Source organism: Pseudomonadota bacterium, from assembly GCA_027620075.1.
GTDB lineage: Bacteria > Pseudomonadota > Alphaproteobacteria > Rickettsiales > UBA6187 > 1-14-0-20-39-49.
Genome location: JAQCEY010000003.1, coordinates 82,505 through 107,702, shown reverse-complemented (window position 1 = coordinate 107,702; position 25,198 = coordinate 82,505). Strand labels below are relative to the sequence as shown.

At 39.0% G+C, this 25,198-nt stretch carries 26 protein-coding genes and 1 tRNA gene; 15 read left to right on the top strand and 12 right to left on the bottom strand.

The window, feature by feature from the left end; translation table 11 throughout:
- Positions 1-13: 13 nt before the first annotated feature.
- Positions 14-310, bottom strand: a complete 297-nt coding sequence (locus O2942_06045) for a hypothetical protein (GenBank protein MDA0781809.1) — start codon at positions 308-310, stop codon at positions 14-16.
- A gap of 286 nt (positions 311-596) precedes the next feature.
- On the opposite strand from O2942_06045, the gene O2942_06040 reads away from it, so the two are divergent.
- The 4 genes from O2942_06040 (at position 597) to O2942_06025 (ending at position 3,151) form a co-directional block, all read left to right on the top strand.
- Positions 597-1,022: a 6,7-dimethyl-8-ribityllumazine synthase gene (locus tag O2942_06040; protein ID MDA0781808.1), complete on the top strand. Its 426-nt coding sequence runs from the start codon at positions 597-599 to the stop codon at positions 1,020-1,022.
- Between the two features lies 1 nt (position 1,023).
- Complete coding sequence (gene nusB / locus O2942_06035) at positions 1,024-1,485, top strand: transcription antitermination factor NusB (protein MDA0781807.1); 462 nt, start codon at positions 1,024-1,026, stop codon at positions 1,483-1,485.
- Between the two features lie 4 nt (positions 1,486-1,489).
- Positions 1,490-2,413: a thiamine-phosphate kinase gene (thiL, locus tag O2942_06030; GenBank protein ID MDA0781806.1), complete on the top strand. Its 924-nt coding sequence runs from the start codon at positions 1,490-1,492 to the stop codon at positions 2,411-2,413.
- Between the two features lie 75 nt (positions 2,414-2,488).
- On the top strand, positions 2,489-3,151 hold the full coding sequence (locus O2942_06025) for a hypothetical protein (protein MDA0781805.1): 663 nt from the start codon (positions 2,489-2,491) through the stop codon (positions 3,149-3,151).
- Positions 3,152-3,219: 68 nt separating this feature from the next.
- On the opposite strand, the gene O2942_06020 is transcribed toward O2942_06025, so the two are convergent.
- From O2942_06020 to radC, 6 genes are all read right to left on the bottom strand, one after another.
- Positions 3,220-4,095, bottom strand: coding sequence for a hypothetical protein (locus O2942_06020; GenBank protein ID MDA0781804.1), 876 nt, complete (start codon positions 4,093-4,095; stop codon positions 3,220-3,222).
- Positions 4,096-4,182: 87 nt separating this feature from the next.
- The gene (locus tag O2942_06015) at positions 4,183-5,085 is read right to left on the bottom strand and encodes a tyrosine recombinase XerC (GenBank protein MDA0781803.1); all 903 of its coding nucleotides are present in this window, start codon (positions 5,083-5,085) and stop codon (positions 4,183-4,185) included.
- Between the two features lie 74 nt (positions 5,086-5,159).
- Positions 5,160-5,816 carry a fructose-6-phosphate aldolase gene (gene fsa / locus O2942_06010; protein ID MDA0781802.1) on the bottom strand — a complete coding sequence of 219 codons (657 nt, stop codon included), beginning with the start codon at positions 5,814-5,816 and terminating at the stop codon, positions 5,160-5,162.
- A 97-nt stretch (positions 5,817-5,913) separates the two neighbouring features.
- A complete protein-coding gene (locus O2942_06005) occupies positions 5,914-6,471 on the bottom strand; it encodes a hypothetical protein (GenBank protein ID MDA0781801.1) in 558 nt (185 codons plus the stop codon).
- A 291-nt stretch (positions 6,472-6,762) separates the two neighbouring features.
- On the bottom strand, positions 6,763-7,125 hold the full coding sequence (locus tag O2942_06000; GenBank protein MDA0781800.1) for a hypothetical protein: 363 nt from the start codon (positions 7,123-7,125) through the stop codon (positions 6,763-6,765).
- Between the two features lie 70 nt (positions 7,126-7,195).
- On the bottom strand, positions 7,196-7,900 hold the full coding sequence (gene radC / locus O2942_05995; protein ID MDA0781799.1) for a DNA repair protein RadC: 705 nt from the start codon (positions 7,898-7,900) through the stop codon (positions 7,196-7,198).
- A gap of 153 nt (positions 7,901-8,053) precedes the next feature.
- Between radC and secA the strand changes: the two genes are divergently transcribed.
- From secA to O2942_05970, 5 genes are all read left to right on the top strand, one after another.
- A complete protein-coding gene (gene secA / locus O2942_05990) occupies positions 8,054-10,777 on the top strand; it encodes a preprotein translocase subunit SecA (GenBank protein ID MDA0781798.1) in 2,724 nt (907 codons plus the stop codon).
- Between the two features lie 155 nt (positions 10,778-10,932).
- Positions 10,933-11,634: a PAS domain-containing protein gene (locus O2942_05985; protein ID MDA0781797.1), complete on the top strand. Its 702-nt coding sequence runs from the start codon at positions 10,933-10,935 to the stop codon at positions 11,632-11,634.
- 106 nt (positions 11,635-11,740) lie between these two features.
- Positions 11,741-12,247: a signal peptidase II gene (gene lspA / locus O2942_05980; protein ID MDA0781796.1), complete on the top strand. Its 507-nt coding sequence runs from the start codon at positions 11,741-11,743 to the stop codon at positions 12,245-12,247.
- Positions 12,228-12,833 carry a DUF3035 domain-containing protein gene (locus O2942_05975; protein ID MDA0781795.1) on the top strand — a complete coding sequence of 202 codons (606 nt, stop codon included), beginning with the start codon at positions 12,228-12,230 and terminating at the stop codon, positions 12,831-12,833. The genes lspA and O2942_05975 overlap by 20 nt, the downstream gene beginning before the upstream one ends.
- Before the next feature lie 5 nt (positions 12,834-12,838).
- Positions 12,839-13,585, top strand: coding sequence for a gamma-glutamyl-gamma-aminobutyrate hydrolase family protein (locus O2942_05970; protein MDA0781794.1), 747 nt, complete (start codon positions 12,839-12,841; stop codon positions 13,583-13,585).
- Here O2942_05970 and O2942_05965 read toward each other — a convergent pair.
- A complete protein-coding gene (locus tag O2942_05965) occupies positions 13,582-14,214 on the bottom strand; it encodes a hypothetical protein (GenBank protein ID MDA0781793.1) in 633 nt (210 codons plus the stop codon). The genes O2942_05970 and O2942_05965 overlap by 4 nt on opposite strands.
- 38 nt (positions 14,215-14,252) lie before the next feature.
- On the bottom strand, positions 14,253-14,831 hold the full coding sequence (locus O2942_05960; protein MDA0781792.1) for a hypothetical protein: 579 nt from the start codon (positions 14,829-14,831) through the stop codon (positions 14,253-14,255).
- Between the two features lie 86 nt (positions 14,832-14,917).
- Here O2942_05960 and O2942_05955 point away from each other — a divergent pair, with 86 nt between their 5' ends.
- Positions 14,918-16,123: a sn-glycerol-1-phosphate dehydrogenase gene (locus O2942_05955; protein ID MDA0781791.1), complete on the top strand. Its 1,206-nt coding sequence runs from the start codon at positions 14,918-14,920 to the stop codon at positions 16,121-16,123.
- A gap of 23 nt (positions 16,124-16,146) precedes the next feature.
- Here O2942_05955 and folP read toward each other — a convergent pair whose 3' ends face one another.
- Positions 16,147-16,917 (bottom strand): dihydropteroate synthase, encoded by a 771-nt coding sequence (gene folP / locus O2942_05950; protein ID MDA0781790.1) that lies wholly within the window; start codon positions 16,915-16,917, stop codon positions 16,147-16,149.
- A 197-nt stretch (positions 16,918-17,114) separates the two neighbouring features.
- On the opposite strand from folP, the gene O2942_05945 reads away from it, so the two are divergent.
- Positions 17,115-17,315, top strand: a complete 201-nt coding sequence (locus O2942_05945; GenBank protein MDA0781789.1) for a hypothetical protein — start codon at positions 17,115-17,117, stop codon at positions 17,313-17,315.
- A gap of 320 nt (positions 17,316-17,635) precedes the next feature.
- On the opposite strand, the gene O2942_05940 is transcribed toward O2942_05945, so the two are convergent.
- The gene (locus tag O2942_05940; GenBank protein MDA0781788.1) at positions 17,636-19,453 is read right to left on the bottom strand and encodes a tetratricopeptide repeat protein; all 1,818 of its coding nucleotides are present in this window, start codon (positions 19,451-19,453) and stop codon (positions 17,636-17,638) included.
- Positions 19,454-19,849: 396 nt separating this feature from the next.
- Between O2942_05940 and O2942_05935 the strand changes: the two genes are divergently transcribed.
- From O2942_05935 to O2942_05920, 4 genes are all read left to right on the top strand, one after another.
- Positions 19,850-19,926 (top strand) — tRNA-Val (locus O2942_05935).
- A 305-nt stretch (positions 19,927-20,231) separates the two neighbouring features.
- On the top strand, positions 20,232-21,473 hold the full coding sequence (locus O2942_05930) for a hypothetical protein (protein ID MDA0781787.1): 1,242 nt from the start codon (positions 20,232-20,234) through the stop codon (positions 21,471-21,473).
- A gap of 82 nt (positions 21,474-21,555) precedes the next feature.
- Positions 21,556-22,188, top strand: coding sequence for a transposase (locus tag O2942_05925; GenBank protein MDA0781786.1), 633 nt, complete (start codon positions 21,556-21,558; stop codon positions 22,186-22,188).
- Between the two features lie 14 nt (positions 22,189-22,202).
- Positions 22,203-22,595 (top strand): DUF1398 family protein, encoded by a 393-nt coding sequence (locus O2942_05920; protein ID MDA0781785.1) that lies wholly within the window; start codon positions 22,203-22,205, stop codon positions 22,593-22,595.
- A gap of 206 nt (positions 22,596-22,801) precedes the next feature.
- Here O2942_05920 and parC read toward each other — a convergent pair whose 3' ends face one another.
- Positions 22,802-25,021, bottom strand: coding sequence for a DNA topoisomerase IV subunit A (gene parC, locus O2942_05915; GenBank protein MDA0781784.1), 2,220 nt, complete (start codon positions 25,019-25,021; stop codon positions 22,802-22,804).
- Between the last annotated feature and the right edge of the window lie 177 nt (positions 25,022-25,198).

The following is a 25,198-nucleotide window of genomic DNA, read 5'->3' as shown; positions in this document are numbered from 1 at the left end:
AAATAACAAGTTATCAGTAATAATAACTATAAAGCTCTTTCATTCCTTTATATGCTTTTCCGGTACATTTTTTGATGTTGTCATCAGTGTTTTCTTGTAGCATTTTGTTTTTTTGAGTGCATGCCTTTTGAAGGTTGCTTATAGTATTATCTTCATTTATACCGCAGCTATCGTTTTTGTTACAATCAAAAAGGACGCTATCACCGATTTCTTTAACAGTTAACTGTTTGAACTCATCGGCATAAACCGTTTTACAATGGAAAAATACTATAATGAAAAAACAAAGCATAAGTCTAAATCGACTTATCATTATACCCCTCCCGTATATAATAATAAACTTACTCTATTTATTGATTATAACAATCAAATGTTGAGTTTTTATTACAAATATGACAAACACCTTAGCCGATCAACGTATTGTTTTTATTTAATTTTTCATTTTTTATTTATACTTATTCAGTGAATTTTTTAGTTTTAAAAAACATCTAAAGAAAAATCCGCTGTTTGGGTGCTAATATTGCAGAATAATAATTCCTGCTTGAAGAAAAGCCGCCCATGTAGTATTAACACTACACAACCTTAATTAATTTAAAAATATGAAGAAAATCCTTATTGTACAGGCAAGATTCTACGAAGAAATAGCCGATAATATGACCAAAGCGGCTATAGATACGGTTATGGAAGCCGGTCTTGAGTTTGAGGTTATTAATGTACCTGGTGTATTTGAGCTACCTGCTGCCATATCTATGGCGATAGCAGCGGAAAAATATGATGCGTATATTGCACTTGGTTGCGTTATACGGGGTGAAACGACTCATTATGACTACGTGTGTAATGAAAGTGCAAGGGGTTTGAACGATTTGGCTATAAAACACAATGTTGCGATAGGTTACGGTGTTATAACGGCAGAAAACCGTCAACAGGCAAACGTACGTGCCGACAAGGAGCAGAAGAATGTTGGCGGTAAAGCTGCCAATGCCGCAATTGCTATGCTAAAACTAAAAGAAAATATGGGCGTATAAGATGAAGGACAAAGCACAATCAGGCGGAAAACGTACTAACACACGCCTTGCGGCTGTTAAAGCATTATATTCCTCTGAAATTAATGAGTTAAGCGACAAAAGCAAGACCCCCGGTGAGTTAATGATAGATATTATTGAGTTTTACTACGAAACTGAAGGGAAGAATAAAAATCTTGATCAGGAATTTTTGAACGAGCTTATACAAGGAGTTTGTGAGAACAAAACCATACTTGACAAATCGATAGTATCAAAACTGGGTGACGGCTGGAAGATAGAAAGGCTTGGACCGGTTATGCTGAGCATATTACGTACTGCGGTTTTTGAGATGATGAACCACGGTGGTACCCACCTTAAGATAATAATTAACGAGTATGTGGGTATAACCCGTTCATTTTTTGACGAGAAAGAAGTTGGTTTCGTAAACGGTATTCTGGATAAGATAGGGCATGAGGTAAGGTCTTAAATATATGGATGAATTCGGTATAATTCAGAAATATTTCACACCGCTTGCACAAGGTTATAAGGGGGCCTTGGGATTAAAAGACGATGCTGCAATTTATACCCCGACTATCGGCAAAGAGCTTATACTTACTAAAGACGCCATTACGGAGGGTACACATTTTTTCGGCAATGAAACGCCTGAACAGATAGCACATAAACTTGTAGCCATTAACGTTTCCGACCTTGCGGCTATGGGGGCAACGCCTAAGGCTTATTTAATCGCCATGATATTACCCAAAAGCACCGATGAGCAGTGGATAGCAGGTTTTGCGGAAGGTTTGAGGTCTGCCACGGAAAAATTCGGCGGATACATAATCGGAGGTGATACGGTAGCCCATGACGGCAAGATGTCATTTAGCCTGACGGCTATCGGAGAAGTACCGAATGGAAAGGCATTGAAAAAATCAGGGGCAAGGCAGGGGGATAAAATATATGTAAGCGGAACTATCGGCGATAGTTATTTAGGCTTACAGATACTTTCAAAAAAACTTGATATTAAATCATCGTATTTACAAAATAGATATCTAATGCCTGAGCCGAAGATAAAACTCGGCATTAAACTTTTGGATATTGCGTCATCATGCACCGATATATCTGACGGTCTTGTTGCGGACTTAAAGCATATATGCGGCACATCTGGAGTGGGTGCGGTAATTAATACGGACAATATACCTTTATCGGAAGATGCGGTAAAAAGCGGTGTGAACATCGAAAAACTTATAACCGGCGGTGATGATTATGAGCTTATATTTACTATCCCGTCTGAGGTAAAAGCACCGAAGGGCTGTTTTTACATAGGCGACATCACCAAAAACAAAGACGTATTGTTCCTTGATAGTAATTCAAGACCCATCAAGCCGACAAAAGAAGGGTATAATCATTTTTCTTGATATACTAAAAAATTAGCATTATTTTAACAAGTGTTGCACGCTTGCAATTTTGAAATCATAGAAACATGGTGAGATATGCTATCTAAAAAACCGAATTTTACAACATTAGAATTAATAAAAACCGCTAAAAACGCTAAAAACGTATCCGACTTACTTCCCAAAATGCATAGTAGTGTTGAAGAAGAAAACAATGACTTACTTGAAACTATTTTACAAAATAAATATTTCCGGAAAAAAGCTGAAGAATATGCCGTAAGTGTTTCCGACTATCTAAATATAGAAGCCGGCAATCTGTCTTATCAGGCTGATACGCAAAGATATACGGTATATCAATATATCGGCATACCTACCAAAAGTGATAAAGCAGATAATATATCGGTTGATATAAGAAACAACGAACCATTCGTAAATAATCAAATATTACCTGTAACTAAAAAAACTCTTGATAGCCTGATACCTCCACAAGCTTCGGAAGTACCTAAAAAAGATAGCAGAGAGCCGCAAGGAATAACTCCTAATTTTTCAATTCGGGAAGAACAGATAATGCTCTTATATCCTCTTGTTGACGCACTTGAAAGTTATGAAGCCGGTCTTAAAAACCTCCATGAAGTAAGAAAGCGTGAATCTTTGCCGGAGAATAAACTTGCCGCATCAGAATTAAAAGAACTCCCTGCCCACAAGAAACGAAAAGTAACACCGGAAAGTTTGCCGGAGTATCAAACCCCACGGGCGAGATAAACACGTTAACTTAGGTAAAAAATATATAAGCAGAGCAATCTGTCACATCAAGTTACGACTATTACAAATTACAGTAACGGCATATATCCGCCTATGGTATTTAACATATCCTGACTTTGTTCGCTTCTTTGTTGTCTTCGGCGTAATATTTCATCAGGGCTGATATCATTTTTTTTAGGAACACGCTCTTGAAATTTGATACGCTTAGGCTTTGCGGAAATAGTTGCTGTTGCTTTATTATCTTCTTCTTGTTGCAGCTTCATTGCCAATTCTCTATCGGTATGTTCGGAGCTTGAACCTGAATAGGGTATATTGGGCTGAATATCAGCATCGATATTATAAAAACTATCATCACTCTGCCGCATATACTCCCCTTCCTCACGCTTTTCTTCTTCGTCGGTGTCCGACCTGTTTGTACTTTTCCTTGATAATTTTACTGCTTTTTCCGTATCCTCATCAAGCCTAAGACCTTCTTGTATAGCTTTGGCAAATTCGGCATCTTGCCTTATTTGCCTTACCTGTTGTGCGGAAGTGCGGTATGCATCTAACAATTTTCCGGCTTTTGTTTTTAATCTTGTATTACTTCTTTTTGTATCTTCTTCTAAAACTACATCTGCCGCCAGATTTTTTGCCATATCCTCATATACACCGTCCTTTTTCTCTTTATGAAGCTCCTTGAACAGCATACCGGCAAATATTTGCAGGCTTTCTTTATTATATTGTCCTGACTTGATATCTTCAATTACGCTCTTGTATTTTTGTATTTGCGTATCCTGACTGATTTCTTTGTATAGCGGACGGATAACATTATTTACCGTTTCGCTGTTACTGCCTGAACTTGCAACATAATTTTTTATGAATTTTTTTGACAAGTCCTGTGTTTCTTTTTGGCTGTATTCCTTATCTTCCCGATTTGTCTTTTGACCGAATAATTTTCCAAGCATAATCTAATCCCATTTTATTGCAGACGGTCTTTTTTGTAAGTATAGATTAACGGAAAGTCAATTTATTAAAATCTTTATAACTGTCCATCACCCTTTGGGGTGTGCTTTTTCAAAAGCTTCTAAAAGATTTTTGGTGTCAACCTTGGTATATATCTGAGTTGACGCAAGGCTTGAATGACCCAGTAATTCCTGAATTTCCCTTAAACCTACGCCTTTTTCCAGCAGGTGGGTTGCAAAACTGTGGCGGAAGGCGTGCGGTGTAGCAGAATCGGGAAGCCCCAGCATACATCTTAGGTTTTTAAGCTGTCTGCGGAATACTTCGGGAGTTAGACTACCTCCTCTGACACCTATAAAAATACTCTCATTCATGTTAAAAGGGCATGCGTCTACATATTCGTTTATTCTGTCCCTGACTATAGGCAGGACGGGAACTTCCCTTTCTTTGTTACCTTTACCTGTAATTTTTAGTGATTCACCTATAGGCAGGTCGGTAATAGTAAGGCTGAGTGCCTCGCTTATTCTCAAACCGCAACCGTATATAAGTGTAAGTAGTGCCATATCCCTTTTTGACACCCAGTCTTCATCGGATAACTGACCTATTGCACTACCGGCATCTACTGCATCTGTCGAACTTAATGCCCTTGGCACGGATTTTGTTACTTTGGGAGAACTTACACTGAACACGGCATGGTTTTTGATTATCTCCTGCTTTTCGATATATTTATAGAAGCTGCGTATGGTTGAAACAGCCCTTGCCGTAGCTTTATTGCTCATAGCGGAACGCTGCCTGTGTGCAAGCCACGCCCTGAAATCCCTTACTTCTAATTTTTCAAGAACAGATAAAGTAACCGCTTCCCCTCGGTGGTGGTTTTGAAAGTCGAAAAAAGAAATAAGGTCGCTCTGGTAAGCCCTTAAGGTATGAGCGGAGTATTGCCGTTCATTTTTCAGATATGAATACCACTGTTTTACTACGTCCTGTAATGTCTGCATCTGCCTGTGTCGGTGTTTTAATATCGGTTATAACTAATACCGATTAAACACTATCACTAGCACTTAACGCCGACTTAAACAATAGTCTGTTTTGTTTTTTCCCAGTCGGCAAGGAACGTTTCCAGACCTTTATCGGTAAGCGGGTGGTTAAATAGTTGTTTTATGACTTTCGCAGGTAGCGTTGCCACATGTGCTCCCATTTTCGCACTTTCAAGCAAATGGATAGGATGTCTGATAGATGCGACAAGAACTTCGGTTTCAAAGTCCGGATAATTTGCGTATATGCGACAGATATCGGATATCAAATCAAGACCGTCCTGCCCGATATCGTCAAGCCTTCCGACAAACGGTGACACATATGTAGCACCTGCTTTTGCGGCAAGTATTGCCTGATTTGCCGAAAAGCATAATGTAACGTTAACTTTTACGCCGTCATCGGTAAGGCTCTTACAAGCCCTTAGTCCGTCCCATGTAAGGGGAAGTTTTATCACGACGTTTGATGCTATTTCCTTAAGCTTGTCGGCTTCTTTCATCATGCCGTCATATTCGGTAGCTATCACCTCGGCACTTACATCACCTTCAACTATTGAGCATATTTCTTTGATGGTTTCTATGAAATCTCTGCCGGATTTCATTATAAGGGAAGGGTTTGTTGTAACCCCGTCGATTAGCCCTGTTTGGGCAAGTTCTTTTATTTCGTTTATATCTGCAGTATCTACAAAAAATTTCATCACATCTTCCGCTTTTTGGGTTTTAATTTGTAAAGTTTTATACCACAAATAAAAAACCAATCCACGAAAAAATGTGATGAAATATATTTAGATTAGACTATCTGCCTATTCCTTTGTCCTGACGGATATCGGCTTCGGCTTCTTCCTCTTCTTTTAAGAAAGAACTTGTGAACGACCCCGGAGCTTTCGCAGGGGTGTTTTCTTTAGAAGATTCTTTTGAGCGTTCGGCAAATTCTTTTACAGCTTCGGCTACCTCGGGCTTTTTAAGGGACTCGGATTTTTGCTTTACAGTTCCCACATCTGTTTCGGATATTTTATTTTCCTGTTTTAGCTCATCGGCTTTTCGGGTTATTTTTTGCTGAAGGGCAGAAGGCTCAAGCTCTCTTGGGTCGTTAAAGTCGGCAACCAGTGAAGAACCTGCTAACGCTTCGGAAAGTCTTTTGCCGTCCATTTTGATATCTCCGGCAACAAAATTAGCTATAACTTCCATGCCCTGTTTCCCCGGAGGGGCGGCTCTTAGGTTGGCTATCAATTCTTTTTCGGCTGCTGAAAGCTCACGTAAACCTGAAGCGGTTTCTTTGTTTTTATCTTCCCTGTCAGAAGATAACGACTCTTTAGATTTATTTTCACCACCTAATCTGTTTAAATCGGACATTGTCAAATTACTCCATATTTTTTATTAGTATAGACCGTATATTATAGTAGCCTTTTGTGCATTTCCACATTAAAAAAACCTTGGCACGGTTTTCATATAAAATTAATCTTACATGATCCGTACCAAGGCTGGGGATAACACATTCAAAAGACATAGCTTCTAAAAGTGAAGATATGACAAGTATAGTGTGAGATTATTACAAATATTTTTCAAATCCGAAGAAAATTAATTTTTTTACCTGAATATCGTCTACAAATTCAATATTTCGTTGGTTTTGACTTTATTATTTAATTAAAATAATATCCAATTATCGGCTATCACGTCTACAAACTTTCTTTTGCACTTATTGTCGGAAGTAAATCCGTATTTTATCTGATTGGGTTTTAAGTTGCAGAACTGACTTACATTAAGGTTGGTTTGCTCTTTATCCACTACCTGTATTCCGTCTGTGATACATTTTTGAACCGCCCTTAAAATAGTATTAGAATCCCCTACGGAATGTTTTTTGCTACAGGCTTCTTTTGCCTGACCACCCTGAACGGATTTTAATACTAATAAATTTTCCTGCTCGATATTTGCCGTAGTTATTTCCTGAGCATTTACCGCAACAGAGGAAAATATCATTATGATAAAAAGTGTTATGATACTTTTCATTTTAATTCCCTTATTTTTATAATAACTATAACAATACCATAAAAGTGCAGGAGGTAAATGCAAGTTTTTCCTAGATAAGCCGGTTGGTTTTGAAGGAATAGTGGTTCTTGGACGAAACTATCAAATGGTCATGGACTATTATATTAACCGTATCGAGGGCTTTTATTATCTGTTTTGTCAGGTTAATATCAGCCGGTGACGGCTTAACGTCACCTGATGGATGATTATGTACTAGGATTATGGCGGAAGCTTCCAGATGTAATGCCCTTTTTACTATTTCACGAGGATATACGGGAGTCTGGTCAACAGTGCCGGTTTCCTGTAACTCGTCCGATATAAGGATATTTCTTTTATTAAGGAACAGGATACGGAATTGCTCCGACTTCAAATGCCCCATGCTTGCCCTGCAATAATCAAGCAAAGCCTTCCAGCTTTGTAAGATAGGTCTGTCATCAATATCTTCTTTTAAAAGGCGTTCGGCAGCTTCCTGTACCACCCTGATATGGGCTATTGCGGATATGTTAACGCCTTTTATCGTTGCAAGTTCAGGCTCGGACGCATTTAATACCTTCGCCAGACTGCCAAATGCCGAGATAAGCTCTTTGGCAAGGGGTTTTACATCACCTCTTGGGTGAGATGCGAATAAAAGCATTTCCAATATTTCATAATCAGGCAACACGCCTTTTCCGGAGGATAAAAACCTTTCTTTAAGGCGTTGTCTGTGTCCTGCATAGTGAGGTTTTGTTTTTGGATTTTCTTTTACGGCTTGGGTCATGGGAAGTTATTATATAATAGTACAAGTTATTGTCTACGGTAAAACCCTAGTTTAGGTTAAACATATTTACTGACTTGCCACCCCTTTACATTACACCGCTTAATGATTATATATGTTCTTTAAATGGAAAAAGTTTTGTAAAGGACGATAAAGATGAAGTTTAACTCTCTGGCGAAAAAGATGTTCGGTACGGCAAACGACCGTATTTTAAAGTCAATGCAGGCTATCGTCAATCAGATAAACTCTTTGGAAGAAGGTATAAAGTCCTTATCTGATAATCAATTAAAGAACAAAACCGATGAATTCAAACAGCGTTTAAAAGACGGTGCAAGCATTGACGATATATTGCCGGAGGCATTTGCCGTAGTGCGTGAGGTTAGCTGGCGTGTTATGGGTATGCGTCATTTTGACGTTCAGCTATTAGGCGGTATAATATTACATAGGGGTATGATTGCGGAGATGAAGACCGGTGAAGGTAAAACTTTATCGGCAACTCTGCCTGTTTATCTGAACGCTTTGGAAGGAAAAGGCGTACATGTGGTGACCGTAAATGACTATCTTGCACAGCGTGACTCTAAATGGATGGGGCAGATATACGGATTTTTAGGAATGAGCGTATCTTGCGTTATAAACTCTCTGGACGATGAAGAACGTCAGGCTGCCTATGGTGCGGATATCACTTATGGAACGAACAATGAGTTCGGCTTTGACTATTTGCGTGATAACATGAAATTCTCAAAAGAAGAGATGGTGCAGCGTGGCTTTAATTACGCAATCGTTGACGAAGTTGACTCTATCTTAATTGACGAAGCAAGAACTCCTCTTATCATTTCAGGCCCTACCGAAGATAACTCGGAGCTATACCATAAGGTAGATAAACTTATCCCGCTTCTTGATGAAAAAGACTACGAGAAGGACGAGAAGGCTCGCTCGGTAACACTTACCGAAGACGGTACGGAAAAGATTGAGCAGATATTGAAAAACGAAGGCTTGCTGGACAAAGACGGTAATTTATATGACCTGACTTCTATATCTTTGGTACACCATATTAATCAGGCTTTACGAGCCCATACGTTATTCGCTAAAGATACCGATTATATAGTAAAAGACGGCAAAGTAATAATTATTGACGAATTTACAGGGCGTATGATGGAAGGTCGCCGTTTTTCAGACGGTATGCATCAGGCATTAGAGGCAAAGGAGAACGTGCCTGTACAAAATGAAAACCAGACACTTGCGTCGGTTACTTTCCAGAACTATTTCAGGCTGTATAACAAGCTTGCAGGTATGACGGGTACTGCAATGACGGAGGCAAATGAGTTTGCCGATATTTATAAGCTTGAAGTGGTTGCTGTACCGCCAAACTTAAAAGTTGCACGTATTGATGATAATGACGATATTTACAGTACGGCATTAGAAAAATACGAAGCAATTGCCGATAAAATAGAAGAGTGCCACAAAAGTAATCAGCCTGTTCTGGTTGGTACGATAAGTATCGAGCAATCCGAGTTGGTGGCGTCATTTTTAAAGAAAAAGAAGATACCACATAACGTACTGAACGCCAAACAACACGCAAAAGAGGCATATATAATCGCTCAGGCAGGCAGGATTGGTGCTGTGACCATTGCTACCAATATGGCAGGTCGCGGAACCGACATCATGCTTGGCGGAAATTTTGATATGATGGTGGAAGAAGAAATAACAAAATCAGGTAGCAATGCCGACCGCAAAGCTATAGAGATACGCATAAAAGAACAGATAAAAAATGAAAAACAAAAGGTGATTGAAGCCGGAGGTCTTTTCGTACTTGGAACAGAAAGGCATGAAAGCCGCAGGATAGATAATCAGCTACGTGGTCGTTCGGGTCGTCAGGGTGACCCCGGCATGTCAAAGTTCTATTTATCTTTAGAAGATGACCTGATGAGGATTTTCGGTTCTGAAAAAATACAGGGTCTTTTAAAGACTTTCGGACTAAAGGACGGGGAGGCTATTGCCCACCCTATGATAAGCCGTTCGATAGAAAAAGCACAGCAAAAGGTAGAGGCTCACAACTACGAGATAAGAAAAAGCCTGTTAAAATTCGATGATGTTATGAATGACCAGCGTAAGGTTATCTATGAGCAGCGTCTTGAGCTTATGACTACCGAAGATGTGTCGCAGGACGTAAAGGATATGCGTGATGAAGTGACTGAAAATATAGTAAATACATTCATTCCGGCTAAATCATATCCCGACCAGTGGGATACAGAGGCAATGGAAAAGGAGATATTCCGTCTTTACGGTATCCATGCCGATGTTACCGCATGGGCTAAAGAGGAAGGTGTTGCCGATAAAGAGATACTGGAAAAGCTCGACGCTCAAGTTGATATGTTATTCGAGGGTAAGGAAAAGCTATATACCCCTCCTATCATGCGTATGATAGAAAAACGCATATTACTTATTACACTTGACCAGTTATGGAAAGAGCATTTATTAGGTCTTGACCATCTAAAACAGGGTATAGGGCTTAGGGCATACGGTCAAAAAGATCCCCTCAACGAGTATAAGCGTGAAGCATTCAAGATGTTTGAGGCAATGTTGCAAAGGCTTAATGAGGTTGTAACCATACGCCTTGCCCATATTGAGTTGAGTGAGGAACAGCGTGACAGACAGGTTATTTCACAAAGACCGAAAAGCACTCAAAAGATGAAAGAAAGCCGTGTTGACCCTGCCTTGCAACGTGATGCTCCTGTCGCAGTGCTTGCAACCGCCGTAACAAGGGTGAGTCCTGAAGAAAGAGACCCCGCAGACCCTGAAAGCTGGGGAAGAGTAGGCAGGAACGAGCCATGCCCGTGCGGTTCAGGTAAAAAATACAAGCAGTGCCACGGTCAGATTTAAGTAATTCATCCTTCGTTAATAAATTGTTAATATATAAAATGTAATATTGATATATTATTATTTATAAGAAAACCTGAAACAAGTTCAGGTTTGCAAAAAATTATAACGACCAATTAAGGTGATATTGCCGTTATTCTTTATTAACAAGGGTTTTTATGGCATTAGAAGTATCTGAAATAATGGACAGAGCCATTTCTTCTACGGTTGAGGGTATTACTTTGTCGGATGTAAGCTCGCCTGACCAGCCTTTAGTATATGTTAACGGCGGCTTTGAACGCATGACCGGATACGGCAAAGATGAGATTTTGGGAAAAAACTGTCGCTTCTTACAAGGAAACGAGACAGATAAAAACGAAGTGGCAAAGATACGTAATGCAATCAATCTACGCCAACATTGCACTATTGAATTTTTAAACTACAAAAAAAACGGTGAAAAATTCTGGAACCGCCTTACAGTTTCACCTGTTAGTCTGCCTGAGGATACAAAGCAATATTATGTCGGTGTCCAGTGTGATATTACAGAAATAAAAGTCGCTCAAACGAAAATCACCGAATACGCCATGAAGCTTGAAAAGAAAAATGAGGGTATAAAAAATGCCTTACAAGGATTCAATGATACTATAGGTCGTGCTATGTATGACGCTTCCTCCACATCTAAGAAATTAGCCGCAAAAGGTATTTCCGCCGATCAGGAAGTGGCAAGAATGCTAGAAAAGATAAAGGAAGCTACCGAAAGTGCGAACGACCTGATATTGAACTTAAGGTCTGCTCTTGTCAACTTGGGAGGGACAGAACATCTTCATAATATTGATCTTGTAAATTTTAAAGCCATACGGAATTTCACTGATAAAAAATAATAGTTGATGACCAATAAATCTATTAAATAGATACAGTTCCTATCTAACATATTTACATTATATAACAAATGACTATATTATCCTTTACTAAAGGAGGATACTATAAATGAGATCACTTTGCATAGGACTTGCAATAGCCTTTGTATCTTTGGCAGCGGATTTATGGAGTAAATACTATATATTCAACCTCATAGACTCCTCACCTACAGGCACAATCCGTGTATTACCCTTCTTTGATCTGGTTAGGGTGCACAACTACGGTGTAAGCTTCGGCATGTTCAATAATCTTGATAACGGCAAATTGATTTTATCAATTGTAGCCCTATCTATTACTATAGGATTATGCGTCTGGCTGTATAAAGTAACAAAAATGTATATGATTTGTGCTTTAGGCTTGATAATTGGAGGAGCAGTTGGTAATATATACGACCGAGTAAAATATGGTGCGGTACGCGATTTTATAGATGTATATATAGGTAATTATCATTGGCCGGCATTTAACATAGCAGACAGCACTATTTTTATAGGCGTTGCGATTTTGCTTGTTGACAGTTTTGTAAACAGGGACGAGCATAAGAAAGAGGAACAAAAAAATGAAAAAAACACTAGCTAAAGGTTTTATCCTTATAACATCATTATCATTTATAACTTCTTGCAGCGGAAGTGTCCGTGATACATTAGGCATGAGGCGTTCCGCTCCTAATGAGTTTAGGGTGGTATCAAATCCGCCTTTAAGCGTTCCGCCTGAATTTTCTATTCGACCTCCTATTCCTGAAGGCACATACAAGGAAGTTATTAAATCAAAAGCTGAAGATGCAAGAACGGTATTTTTTGAAAATGCTTCTGCCGACCTAAAAATAAAGAGCGAGAAACAGACGGCAGGTGAGCAGGCTTTTGGCAGCTTATTTAACTCAAACGTAGCTAACCCTGAAATAAAATCCCTGTTACACAAGGAGTTTATTGAGGCTGCGAAAAAAGAGGAGGAAAAAAGCTTCCTTGAGCAAAAAATACTTAGCAAGATACCTTCTTTCTCAAGTGATAAGGAAAAAAACACTGAACCTGTAGTAGATGCAAAATCTGAAAAGAACAGAATAGTTGAAACAAAAAAAATAGGCGAAAAATTAACAGGAGATGAGACTCCTACAGTTGAGTCCAAAAAAGGAGAGCAAGGTATTCTAAACAGGATTCTAGGTCTATAAAAATCATGCGTCCATCAATAGGCATAACGCTTGACTGGCAAAAAGAGGGGACTTTCTCAAAAAGACCGCATCATGCGTTACGTGATCATTATTTCAATGTAGTAGAAAAAGCAGGAGGCTTGCCGTTCGGCATACCTTATGCACCTGATAGGATAAATGACTATCTGGATAAAGTTGACGGTCTGGTTATACCCGGTGGTTTTTTTGAATCCCCTAAAGAATGGTATATTTCAGATGACGGTAAGTCGCCATATGAACCCTCCCCACGTCTTGAGTTTGACCTTGCCCTTATAAAGTCGGCACTTGAAAGGGATATGCCGATACTCGGCATATGTGCCGGTATGCAGCTTATGGGTGGCTTAACGGGGTGCAAGATGACCGAGAACCTACAGGAATATTATAATACCGATATAGACCATTTAAACGAAAAACCTGCCGAGGAAGTAGCCCATTATGTCGATATAAAAGCAGGCACATTACTTGAAAAAATCACAGGGCATTCCCGTATTGATGTGAACACGGCTCATAGGGAAGCTATTGTTGAAACAAGCAATGCGGTAATAGTTAATTGTATTTCCCAAGACGGTATAATCGAGGGCATTGAAATTCCTAGCAAACGCTTTGCTCTAGGCGTGCAGTGGCACCCCGAATTTTTCACCGAAGAAGAAAATCCAAGCTTCAAATTATTTAAAGCCCTTGTAAAGGCATCGTCTGAGAAGGCTGATAATCTTTGCAAATTTGCGGCAAATTAATCCTTAATTTTTATATGCAGGTTAAAGAAATCTTCGGTTATCTGTAAGTAACCCGACATATCTTCCGCTTTCGGGCATATAGGGTTATTTTCATTTAGGAACCTACATTCTTTGGGCAACTGCTCATATTCCCCCGTTTCTTCATTCATACGGTAGAACTTAGCATTTTGTGTGATTGCGTCCTTGATTGCATATTTTCTTATTTCCCCCCACGCCTCTTTAAAGCTGCTATTGCTTTTTATCGGAGTATTTGCCACTATTTCATCAATACGTTTTATTATATCTTTAATATCCGTATCCGTTCTATAGTTCGGCATATCGAAAAAGGAAATAAAGCTTGATATCAGGTCGTCATAACACAATATGCGGTGTGCAACAGTTGTGCCGTCATCTAACAGAATAACATGGTCAAGCGAGACATCTTTGAACGGATATTCCTTATCGTGCGATATTTTCTCTTCTTTTACAACTTTCACACCCGATGCATTATCATCTAAAACAGAATCAAATTTCTTAAAATCAGGCTCGTTATAATCGTAATTACAATTTTTAACTACAATCGAATCGGTGGCATTCGCTGCGGCAGTATTTATAAGAAGAACTGCAAAAAAGGTTATTATTTTTTTCATATATTTTTTTATAATTAAGATTATTGCTAGCTAAAATATTAAGGCATGTGTCGGTTAAAGAATTCAAATACGTCGATTCCTAAAACAACACCGCATTGCGACTTACCGTAATCAGGGCATTTTTTTTCTATATTGGGAGAGGTAATTATATAGCCCCTTTCTTTATCAAACTCATAAAATTGTCCGGTAGTTCTATTTTCAACATAGTTACCGATAAACTTCCGGTTATTTTCCATTACCTGCTCGTCCTTAAAAGGTACCGAGTCAAATACGGCATTTACTTTTTCCATAATCTTGTTTATATCGCCTTCCTGCAATAGATTTTGTATATTTTCAAACCCAATCCGGTATCCGTGAATTTTACACCCGCCACGTTCTAATTTAACAATTACGCCGTCTTTTAACCGAACTTGGTGTTCTACATATCCGGCTTTAGCCTTACCGTCAGTCATTTTGGGTTTATATAATTTCGGAGGCAATATAACCTTTGTATCGGGCGAACTGCCATCTATAAAAGATTCTAATTTAGTATAGTCAACCTTACAGCCGAACTCGTCCGCAACGGCAAATGTGGCGGAAATTATGTATAAAACTATAACATTACGTAGAAAAAGCATATATAAGTACCTTTACATAGTTTAATTATATTATACATATTTATTGAAAGTTATATAGTTCTCTTAATTTATATTGTTTTGATAAAATGATAAATCAAATCTTGAACAAATATTTTAAAACCCTGCCCGCACATGTAGAAATAGCATGCGGGCTACAGGATAATATTGCCGATATAGTAACGGGACGCTCTTCGGGTAAAAGCTTTGTTGTAGTCAGTGATGACAACACCTACAAGGTACTTGGAGAGAAAGTTGTAAAATCCCTGTCAGGGTATAAAACAGCTTCAATAGTGCTGAAGCCTTCTATTGCCGATGACAGGTCGGTTGAAAAAGTTCGGGCGGCGATTAAAGAATATGATGCGGTAATAGCGGTTGGTTCGGGAACTATTAACGATATTTGTAAATATGCGAGCTTTTGCGAGAAAAAGCCTTATATGGTTTTCGGTACTGCTCCTTCTATGAACGGCTATAGTTCGGCAAACGCTTCTATATCGGTAAACGGTCATAAAAAAACCTTAAAGGCACATCTGCCTGAAGCCATATTCCTTGATATCGACATATTGGCAGCCGCCCCAAAACGCCTGATATTAAGCGGCTTAGGTGATAGTGTTTGCCGCCCTACCGCTCAGGCAGATTGGCTTTTGTCGCATTTGTTATTAAATACAGAATATAACACATCACCTTTTGAAATGCTACGCCCCTTTGAAAAAGACTTATTTGAAAATAGCGGTGAACTATTAAAGGGAAACAAAGAAATTATCGAACTACTGGCGCAGACGCTGGTTCTATCGGGGTTCGGCATGTATATGTGTGGCGGCAGTTATCCTGCCAGTCAGGGCGAGCATATGATAGCCCATACTATGGAGATGGCATATAACGTGCTTCCCCATAGCTTTCACGGCGAGCAAATAGCAGTAACAACGCTTGCCATGTCAAGAATAATAGAGGAAAAGCTGCAAAGCATTCCTATTTTTTCTCAAAACTATGATGAAAAAGCAATTACTGATTTTTTCGGCAAGGAAATATCCGAGCAATGTTTGACTGAATATAGGGAAAAATTATTTCCTTCTGAAAAGCAGGATAAGATAAATAATTATATAGCAACAAAATGGGAAGAAGTTTGCGGAAGAATATCCGAAATATTTATAGGATACGACCCGATATATAAAACACTTAAAAATGCTTCCGCACCAGTTGCCTGCCATGATATAGGCTGGAAAGAGGATAAGTTTAAAAAAGCCGTATCTTATGCTAAATATTCACGCAACCGTTTTACATTCTTGGATTTGTAATGAGATTCTTTCCGAAGGGCAAATTACAACTCGGTTTTGCCGTGTCCCGATACATCATGTACCCTGATATAATCAATATCTTTGGCAATTAGTTGTTTTGATATTTCTATTGTAGCTTTATCCTTGTCATCGAAATCACCTAGAAAGGATTTTCTCGAATGTCCGATATATATAGGAACACGCAAAGACCTTAATTCTTCAACTCTTTGAATTAACTCTTTAGACTGTGAAGCGGTTTTGTTAAAGCCTATACCGGGGTCAAAAATTATCCTTGAACGGTCAATATTGTTGTCAACAAGGTTTTTGATTTGTTCATTACCCCAATTCAATACCTCCGATACCGCATCAACCCCCTCATCAATATTGACGGTTTTATCGGCAGGCACCGTAAGGCTATGCATGACTATTATCTTAACGGAACTATTCTTTGCAACCTCTATCATTTGCGGGTTTTTAAAACCGCTTACATCGTTTATATAGTCAATACCCATTTCGATTGCCTTTTTCGCAGTTTCAAGATGGTATGTATCGATGCTAGTTTCAACATGGTTTTTATTGCATGTATCAATGATTTTTTTCAATACAGAGGATAGTCTTTGCCATTCTTGTTCAGCCGATAGTTTTGTAGCCCCCGGACGAGTGGATTCCGCACCTATGTCAATAACATCAGCCCCGTCTTTTATTAACTTTTCAGCGTAGCTTAAAATAGCTTCTACATCGTTATATTTATTGCCGTCAGAAAACGAATCGGGCGTGATATTTAATATGCCGACTATTTTTGTGTTTTTTATCATTTTTTAGTATTTATTAATTTGAATTAATTCAAGTTTGTATTATCAGATTTTTTATAAATAACCCTATTTGTTGTAAATGGATATTTTAATTTGCCTTTAAGTTGAATATATCGTATGTGTATGTTATAATTGAATTAAATATTATTAATTTGTTAATGTTTTTTCATTTGTAATTTATACAAATTTAATAATTAGTTATGTCTAAAAAAAAGTTAAAAAAGTTAGAAACGCAACAAAGCAATCCTAATATGTTATTCGGAGCATCTCTTGGTGGTGCTGCCTTGGGTAACATTATAGTGCCGGGATTAATAGCTGTAGTTATAGGTGGCTGTCTTGGTTTCTTAGTAGCAAAAAGTAGTGAGTTACAAAATATACAAGAGCATAATAAAAATTCTTAGTTAACATGACACAACAACAATACCTTGAGTACGTAATTGGTGTTTCTGCGATAATTTGTATAATATATTTTGCATTATACTTATACTATAAAACACACAAGCCGAATCTTCCCGACTGCATAACATTATGTACATCAAGTGCCGGTATGGTATCATCTGTTAAAATATTTAATATAGTTGTTTATACAGCTCAAGCTCAAACCTTAGGGGTATTTGTTACTATGAAATTAGAGCTAATTTTAGCATCAATAGCATTTTTTTGGGTTTCGTGTTCAACAGCTTATAGCATTTTATTACAATTAAAACCCGATAAATGAAAATTAATACACCACTTCCAGCAACCTTTCTTCAAAATCGCTGACATATTTTTCATTATCAAATAACGCACTTGTGCTTATGTTATCTGACAATTTTTGCTTTAAGGAAGCCAATAAGCTTGCATCGTTAGCATATATCAAAGCCGTGTTTTTATATTCTAAATCTGTTTTTGTAATAAGCTCAGGCAATCCGCACGCATTTAAAATACTGGCAGAGGCACGGGACATCATGTCATTTCCAATTCTGGTAATAACAGGCAAACCTGCGTATAGTGCATCAATAGCGGTTGTATGTGCGTTTACAGTAAAACAGTCAAGGAAAAGGTCGGCACAGGCATGGCGTGCCAGATGCTCTTCCTTTGAAGCACGATTAGCAAATATTATCCGGTCTTTGACGATTTCACGTTTTTCTGCCTCTTTTATAATATTACTTTTTGCAAATTCATTATCGCTATACAGCCAAAGTACACTGTTATTCACCTCAGTTAAAATATCCATCCAGACGGCAAATGTTGTAGGGTCTATTTTCATGCTTTTATTAAAGCTGCAAAACACGAATTTATCTTCAGGCAATCCGCATTCCTTACGGGTAGGTGGCTCGGATATCGTCTGTGTGCCGTCCGTGACGAAATAGCTATTCGGCATTTTGATAAGTTTTTCCGTATAGTTTTTCTCGTCTTTTTTTGGCACTGCCGTAGCGTCTGTTACCAGATAATCAATAAACGCTGCTCCCATAGTACCCGGATATGCAAGGAAACTTATCTGCACAGGAGCCGGACGCATGGCAGCAATAACCGGCATGGAATTTTGTATATATCCCATAACGTCAACCAGTATATCTATTTTATCCTTATATATCCGTTTTGCGATATCCTCGGGATTTTGCCCCATCAAGTCGATAAATTTATCCGCACTTTTTTCTATGTTCTTGCGAAAAATGCTTTTGTCGTTCTTGCCGTATGAATAGGCATATACTTCAAATTTATCCCTGTTATGCAATTTAAAAAGGTTGCTGATAAGATGAGCTGTAGGGTGGTCACGGTAATCGGCACTTAAATAACCGATGCGTATAGGGGAGTTAGGCTTCCTGTCATGCTTGAATTTTTGCGGAATATTTCCGTAACGTATTGCGGCATAGTTCTGTGCTATTTCTTTTTTCAATGAAGGCGGTATATCTAAAGTAAGGCTGTGATATGGTGTTATAGGTGATTTCCGTCCGTTAGCTATCGCATGTTTTGCATCTTCAACGAGCAGCTTTGTATATTCTTCCAGCCCGTCCCAATAGCATGCGTCACGCATGGTTTTTACCAGCTCATTCATTAGGGTATAGTTATCGGGATTGAATTTCAGACCTTGTTTATAATATTCGATTTCCTTTTCCCACTCTCCTACCTCATGTAATGTAGCACCGATATTATTTATAGCCTCAGGGTAATTACCTTCTTTTAAAGATATCGCCTCCTCATAACAATATATAGCGTCCTTATATTCTTGCAGTGCCACAAGACAATTGCCAAGATTGTTATAAAAGGCAGGATTGTCGGGATTTATCGTGAGAGCCTGTTTAATTGCAGCCTTTGATTTTTCATAGTCGCCTTGCTGATAATAGATAACTCCTACCAGATGTTTTATCTCCGCATCACCGGGAGAGAATTTAGCTATCTTCTTATATAGTTCCAATGCCTTATCCAGATGTCCCTGACGGTGGCTCTGCATGGCGTTTGCAAGAACGTACTGTATCTGCTCTTGCGATACCTCGCCTTTTGATGGTTTTTTAAGCTTTGCAGCTTGGGCTCTTTTTTGCCGGCGTGATAAAGGCATGGTATTTTTATACTTAAATTTTTGTTAAGAAGAATTAATTTTCAACATTATGTTTATATTAAAAAGATACTGAAACAAATTCTATATTACAATTTGTTTTTTTAGCCGAAAGAAGCTGATAAATATATCGCCGCATTCAATGGATAAAGGCGAAATTAGAGAACTCGAATCTCCGACCTCCACTCTGTCAAGGCAACGAGAGAATATGAAATCTTTGTAATTCGGCACTATTTTGTGCATAGTTTATGTAATGATTGTCCGTATTTGTAAAGCATTTCAGCTAAATCGTATCCCACGGGATTGCGGGGCATATCTTTATGCATCACAAAAATTATCGTAAAACGCTTTACATTTATATCGCAGATGCGTATTTTCACCACTCTAAATTTCCCCTAAGGGCGGTTAGCTCAGTTGGTTAGAGCGCCACGTTGACATCGTGGAGGTCGGAAGTTCGAGTCTTCTACCGCCCACCATTATAAATCAATAGGTTAGCTGATTCAATAAACTTGTATATTTTTCCCTGGTGCCGCACTGGTGCCGCATTTTGATGCGTTTTCGAATGTTATTGATCTTTTTAATTATAATTAGGACTTACGCATTTTGAACCTTCCAAGTAGTGTAAATAGGTACATAATTATAAGTATTTAAAAACTCATTTAACAGATGTGTCAGAACCGTTGATTAATTCTATATCACACAAACACAACATCAAAACTGTACTCGTGGACACATATCTGCTACAATTGGTTGTATGTAAACAACAATAACAAAACCAGATATGAGCAAAGATAACAACAACTTTCATAGAAAAAGACCAGCAAGAAATACTTATGGCAATGATACTAAGAGGCCAAAAACAGACACCCAATCTATAAGCTATGGCCCTATCACAACGTCTCATTCTATTGATGTTCGTCAAAACGATTATTTAGGCGGACAAAAAACACCAAATTATGTTAGAACAACACAAATTAATGCAGCAGCAAGAGCAAAAGAAGGTGGTCTAGAAAAACACTATATACATACAAATCAACCTCTAGATTTTTATAAGGACATTACAATATCAGGTATGGATATAGCTATGCCGCTACATGAGCAGCACCTTGGAATAATTGATATTGCTAACAACAAATTAGAAAACAATGCAGATAGAATAAACGACTTTATAAGCGAACTTTCATTAATTCGTGAAAAACCAATTATATCACTGGATCACCAAAAGACATTTATTGAGGGGTATTATTTTGACAGAAGAACACTAGATATCAACGGAGATCATAAAAGATACAGTGAAGAAGCGGAAACAAGTAACACAATAGATACTTATAGATTTGTTAAAGAAATGTATGATCAAACATACGCCGATGCAGATGACTGGATTGAAAGAGGATCTATACAAGATGAGGTATATAAAGGAACCTACCCACCTAATATAGAAGGAATAATGCCCTCAACTCCAATTAGACCTATAGAGTTTGAACAAGACATAATATCACCGAATCAAGATGCCACTGACGAGTTTAACGAAGTATTCTCAGCTGGTGCAGCCGCAATAAATGACAGAACCGACATGGCTCTTGAAATGGCAGCAAGAAGACTTAAAATGGCAAAAAGCGATTATAGAACCACTCCAGATATAGATGACATTTTACTTGAAAAAAAAATAGTAAAAGAAGGAGCTATCGGATCTTTGTTAAAAGATATAATATCAGAAGACCATATAACAAAAGAACCCAAAGGAACAATTATGAATTTGTCAGGTCACAACGCTGAATCCATACTTCCATCTAGTAGTGAGCTATATAATGAGAACCTAATGCACACTTCTGGTATGGTATTTGGATTCAGAACCGGTTCTAATGAAATTGAGCAATCTCAAATTAATGAACAACTAGCAAAAGTTCTAGATCCGAAAGAAAAAGTGCCGATAGTTTGTGGTTCAGAAGGTCGCTGGCAGCAGCTATTAAATTCTCAAAGAAGTAAAGACGGTCTTTCATTGGGCGGAAGGTCACCATATTAATTTTTCTTAGGACTTATGCATTTTCTCCCTCCTCCGGCTAAACTCTGCTATATTCACATTTTCACAAAGCAAGGTATGCCAGATGCGGGTCACTCGTTTAGATTATTGCCAATATTTATTGGTTAGTCAGAAGAACTATACATTAACCAACTTTGCGGATCACGCTGCTTCTTTGAGTCACGATCAGATTAATCGTTATTTGAAGTCAGACAAGCTGACTCCTAAGTTGCTCTGGGAGCACGTTAAAGGCTCCGTAATTGAAAGCAAAAGGGGGTATATTTTGTTCGACGACACAATCGTTGATAAGAACTTTTCACATTCGATTGAGGGTGTTCGTCGTCAATATAGTGGCAATTCGCATGGTATTATCAAGGGTGTTGGCGTTGTCACATGCGTTTACGTAAACCCGGAAACAGAGCAATTTTGGGCAATTGATTATCGGATATTTGATCCTGATATTGACGGAAAAAGCAAGCTAGGTCACGTCAACGACATGCTGAATAACATTGTATATCGGAAGGAAATGTCGTTCTCAAAGGTTATGATGGACAGCTGGTATGCGACAAAATATCTGATGCTAAAAATCGAAGAAATGGGTAAAATATATTACTGCCCTTTGAAGAAAAACCGCCTCGTTGACGACAGTTGTGGGGCAGAAGAATATAAGCAAATACAGACGGTATATAAATATTTGGGGCTGTCCCGGATAATGTAAAATAAGGCGAAACTATGAAAACCGACGCAATCAAAGAATGTACCTCACAATCTCTTGCCGAACAAATCACCTTTCCGGAAGTGGTGATGAAACTTGCCGAAGCAGGTGTTGAACGCTATATTGCCGACCTTGTCGGCAAAAAGAAATTCAGCTTCGGAAAGCGAGGCGAAACTCATACCGGAGAATTAAACTTTAATTCAGTTGATATTCCCGAACAGCTTGACGCCGTTGCAGTAAAACAAACCATTACGGATATTCAGCAAGGCAAAATTAAATATCAAACTTTCTTGCGTCGCATCATGGAAGCCGGTTGCACCCATTATGAGGTTTTTATATCAGGGGGCAAAGCCGTCTATTTCGGTCGTGATGGAAACCAACATATCGAGCTGTTCCCAAAAGCTGCTTAGACCAATCAAACACTAGCTGTTCCCGCATAGCCTCTGCCAACCACGCTAGAAAGCTGATAGATTTTCACGCTCACGCCTGCTTGGTTGCTGCCAAAATCGGCAACTTGTTGTGCGGAGGTGTAAGTTGCAGTTTTGCCGGTTATGATTTAACACTTGATTCGAAAGAATGTTTTTTTGGTACACTTTCTAATTACAATACGGATTGACTAACTAAACTTATTAGTCCTAGGGAAGCCTACAGGCGGTAGGCGACCGGCGGATGCACGCTTATTTATCCATTGTATAAGATTTTCTTCGGTACGGGTGCGGTTGCCTAGGCTCCATGTTAGACCTTCCTCTAATTTAAACACCTTAGCATCGGATAATCCGCCAAGCTTATATTTTTGCAATGCAACCCCCTGCCCTTTTTTCATTTCAGGCAAATCAGCTAACGGGAAGATTAGCATTTTACGGTTCTTACCTATGGTAACTACATGGTCACCCTCGGCAGGTGTGCAGATAAGGGCATGTGAGTCATCGGACAGATTAAGTATCTGTTTTCCGTTCTTTGTCTGGGCTATCAAGTCCTCTGATTTTACTATGAAGCCTTTGCCCTTATCAGATGCCAGCAGATATTTTTTTTCCGGCTTATATATGAACATATTCAGGGCTTTTTCGTCCTGCTCCATATCCACCATAAGGTTTAGCGGCTCACCGAACGTCTTGCCTCCTGAAAGGTTATTGCAGCCTATTGTAAAGAACTTGCCGTCAGATGAGAATATTACCAGCTTGTCCGTAGTGTAGCCTTTAAGCACAAATTGATGTGAATCACCTTCTTTATATTTTACGGCTGACACGTCCTCAACATGCCCCCTCAACGCTTTAATCCAACCTTTTTTCGAGCAAAGGATAGTAAGCGGCTCTTTTTCAATGAATGCCTCAATAGATATTACCTGCCCCACAGGAGCATCGGCAAAATCAGTACGCCTTTTACCAAGTTCCGTAGACTGACCGAACTTGTTTTTAATTTCCTTTATTTCATCGGAAATATATTTCCGGCGTAGCGATTCATCTTCCAACAACTCCAGAATTTTCGCTTTTTCATCGGATAGCTCTTTATGCTCACGCCTAATTTCTATTTCTTCTAATTTACGCAAGGAACGTAAACGCATGTTCAATATCGCCTCAACCTGAACTTCCGTCAAATCCCATTTTTTCATCATTATGGCTTTAGCGTCATCTTCTTCACGTATAATGCGGATAACTTCATCAAGATTCAGATAGGCTATCAGTAATCCGTCCAGAACTTCCAAGCGGTGGTCGATTTTGCCTAAGCGATAATTGCTGCGACGCACAAGAACTTCCATACGGTGTTCAAGAAATGCCTGCAACACCTCCTTGAGCGACAATACACCCGGAGAGCCATGCTTGCTTATTACATTCATGTTAAGGCTGATACGCACTTCTAAATCGGTAAGCTTATATAATGATTCCATCAATGTATCCGGTGCTACCTGACGGCTTTTAGGGTCGATAACAACACGTATATCCTCGGCTGATTCATCACGGATATTACCAAGAAGTGATAACTTCTTCAACTTCATAAGGTCGGCTATTTTTTCTATCAGTTTTGATTTTTGTACCTGATAAGGAATTTCGGTTATAACTATCTGATACATGCCGTGGCTTAGCTCTTCCTTTTCCCACTTGGCACGAAGGCGGAATGAACCTTTGCCGGTTTCATATGCCCTGACAATATTCTCATGCGGTTCGACTAAAGTTCCCCCTGTCGGGAAATCAGGTCCGGGGATAAATTCTACAAGCTTCTCAATGCCTGCATGGGGGTGTTTTATCAGATAGCCCAGTGCATCACATATCTCGCCCACATTATGAGGCGGGATAGAGGTTGCCATACCTACGGCGATACCCTCCGAACCATTGGCAAGCAGGTTAGGAAATGCAGCAGGCATCACAACCGGCTCTACTTCCGAGCCGTCATATGTGGGGCGGAAATCCACCGTATCAAGATTCAAATCCTGCATTAATGCTATTGCAACATCGGTAAGGCGGGCTTCGGTATAACGCATTGCTGCTGCGTTATCGCCATCTATCGAACCGAAGTTGCCCTGACCGTCAACCATCGGATAACGCACCGCAAAATTCTGGGCAAGACGCACCATAGTATCATAAACGGCAGTATCACCATGCGGGTGGTATTTACCTATCACGTCACCTACAACCCTCGCACATTTTTTAAAGCCCGACTTCGGGTCAAGCTTCAACTGCATCATAGCAAACAGCAAACGGCGGTGAACCGGCTTCAATCCGTCACGCACATCAGGCAGAGAACGTGATGTAATAGTAGATAAAGCATACGCTAAATAGCGTTCACCAAGTGCCGCTGAAAAATCTACGTCTATTATGTTACTTTCGTCTTGTGTGGTCATGGTTTTTTGTGTTAAGTGTTAGTGTTTGTTTCATGGTCTTTTTCCTCTCTCGCAACAGCTCCACAAACCTGTGCCTAGCAATGGGAAGGCGTTCTATTATGAGGCTTGTGGATGTATTTTTCAAGAAAATAAGCACCGGATAATAAAAAGAAGTCTGTCAGGAAAGTAATGCGAAGA

Excerpts from the sequence above, each read along its gene's own strand:
- O2942_05975 (MDA0781795.1), top strand. The coding sequence starts at position 12,228 with ATGAAAAAAACACTAGCTAAAGGTTTTATCCTTATAACATCATTATCA.
- O2942_06020 (MDA0781804.1), bottom strand. The coding sequence starts at position 4,095 with ATGCTTGGAAAATTATTCGGTCAAAAGACAAATCGGGAAGATAAGGAA.
- O2942_05970 (MDA0781794.1), top strand. The coding sequence starts at position 12,839 with ATGCGTCCATCAATAGGCATAACGCTTGACTGGCAAAAAGAGGGGACT.
- parC (MDA0781784.1), bottom strand. The coding sequence starts at position 25,021 with ATGACCACACAAGACGAAAGTAACATAATAGACGTAGATTTTTCAGCG.
- radC (MDA0781799.1), bottom strand. The coding sequence starts at position 7,900 with ATGACCCAAGCCGTAAAAGAAAATCCAAAAACAAAACCTCACTATGCA.
- O2942_05985 (MDA0781797.1), top strand. The coding sequence starts at position 10,933 with ATGGCATTAGAAGTATCTGAAATAATGGACAGAGCCATTTCTTCTACG.
- O2942_06015 (MDA0781803.1), bottom strand. The coding sequence starts at position 5,085 with ATGCAGACATTACAGGACGTAGTAAAACAGTGGTATTCATATCTGAAA.
- O2942_06040 (MDA0781808.1), top strand. The coding sequence starts at position 597 with ATGAAGAAAATCCTTATTGTACAGGCAAGATTCTACGAAGAAATAGCC.
- O2942_05930 (MDA0781787.1), top strand. The coding sequence starts at position 20,232 with ATGAGCAAAGATAACAACAACTTTCATAGAAAAAGACCAGCAAGAAAT.
- O2942_05965 (MDA0781793.1), bottom strand. The coding sequence starts at position 14,214 with ATGAAAAAAATAATAACCTTTTTTGCAGTTCTTCTTATAAATACTGCC.
- folP (MDA0781790.1), bottom strand. The coding sequence starts at position 16,917 with ATGATAAAAAACACAAAAATAGTCGGCATATTAAATATCACGCCCGAT.
- O2942_05925 (MDA0781786.1), top strand. The coding sequence starts at position 21,556 with ATGCGGGTCACTCGTTTAGATTATTGCCAATATTTATTGGTTAGTCAG.
- O2942_05940 (MDA0781788.1), bottom strand. The coding sequence starts at position 19,453 with ATGCCTTTATCACGCCGGCAAAAAAGAGCCCAAGCTGCAAAGCTTAAA.
- O2942_05920 (MDA0781785.1), top strand. The coding sequence starts at position 22,203 with ATGAAAACCGACGCAATCAAAGAATGTACCTCACAATCTCTTGCCGAA.
- O2942_06000 (MDA0781800.1), bottom strand. The coding sequence starts at position 7,125 with ATGAAAAGTATCATAACACTTTTTATCATAATGATATTTTCCTCTGTT.
- O2942_06045 (MDA0781809.1), bottom strand. The coding sequence starts at position 310 with ATGATAAGTCGATTTAGACTTATGCTTTGTTTTTTCATTATAGTATTT.
- fsa (MDA0781802.1), bottom strand. The coding sequence starts at position 5,816 with ATGAAATTTTTTGTAGATACTGCAGATATAAACGAAATAAAAGAACTT.
- O2942_05945 (MDA0781789.1), top strand. The coding sequence starts at position 17,115 with ATGTCTAAAAAAAAGTTAAAAAAGTTAGAAACGCAACAAAGCAATCCT.
- secA (MDA0781798.1), top strand. The coding sequence starts at position 8,054 with ATGAAGTTTAACTCTCTGGCGAAAAAGATGTTCGGTACGGCAAACGAC.
- thiL (MDA0781806.1), top strand. The coding sequence starts at position 1,490 with ATGGATGAATTCGGTATAATTCAGAAATATTTCACACCGCTTGCACAA.
- O2942_05955 (MDA0781791.1), top strand. The coding sequence starts at position 14,918 with ATGATAAATCAAATCTTGAACAAATATTTTAAAACCCTGCCCGCACAT.
- O2942_05960 (MDA0781792.1), bottom strand. The coding sequence starts at position 14,831 with ATGCTTTTTCTACGTAATGTTATAGTTTTATACATAATTTCCGCCACA.
- lspA (MDA0781796.1), top strand. The coding sequence starts at position 11,741 with ATGAGATCACTTTGCATAGGACTTGCAATAGCCTTTGTATCTTTGGCA.
- O2942_06025 (MDA0781805.1), top strand. The coding sequence starts at position 2,489 with ATGCTATCTAAAAAACCGAATTTTACAACATTAGAATTAATAAAAACC.
- O2942_06005 (MDA0781801.1), bottom strand. The coding sequence starts at position 6,471 with ATGTCCGATTTAAACAGATTAGGTGGTGAAAATAAATCTAAAGAGTCG.
- nusB (MDA0781807.1), top strand. The coding sequence starts at position 1,024 with ATGAAGGACAAAGCACAATCAGGCGGAAAACGTACTAACACACGCCTT.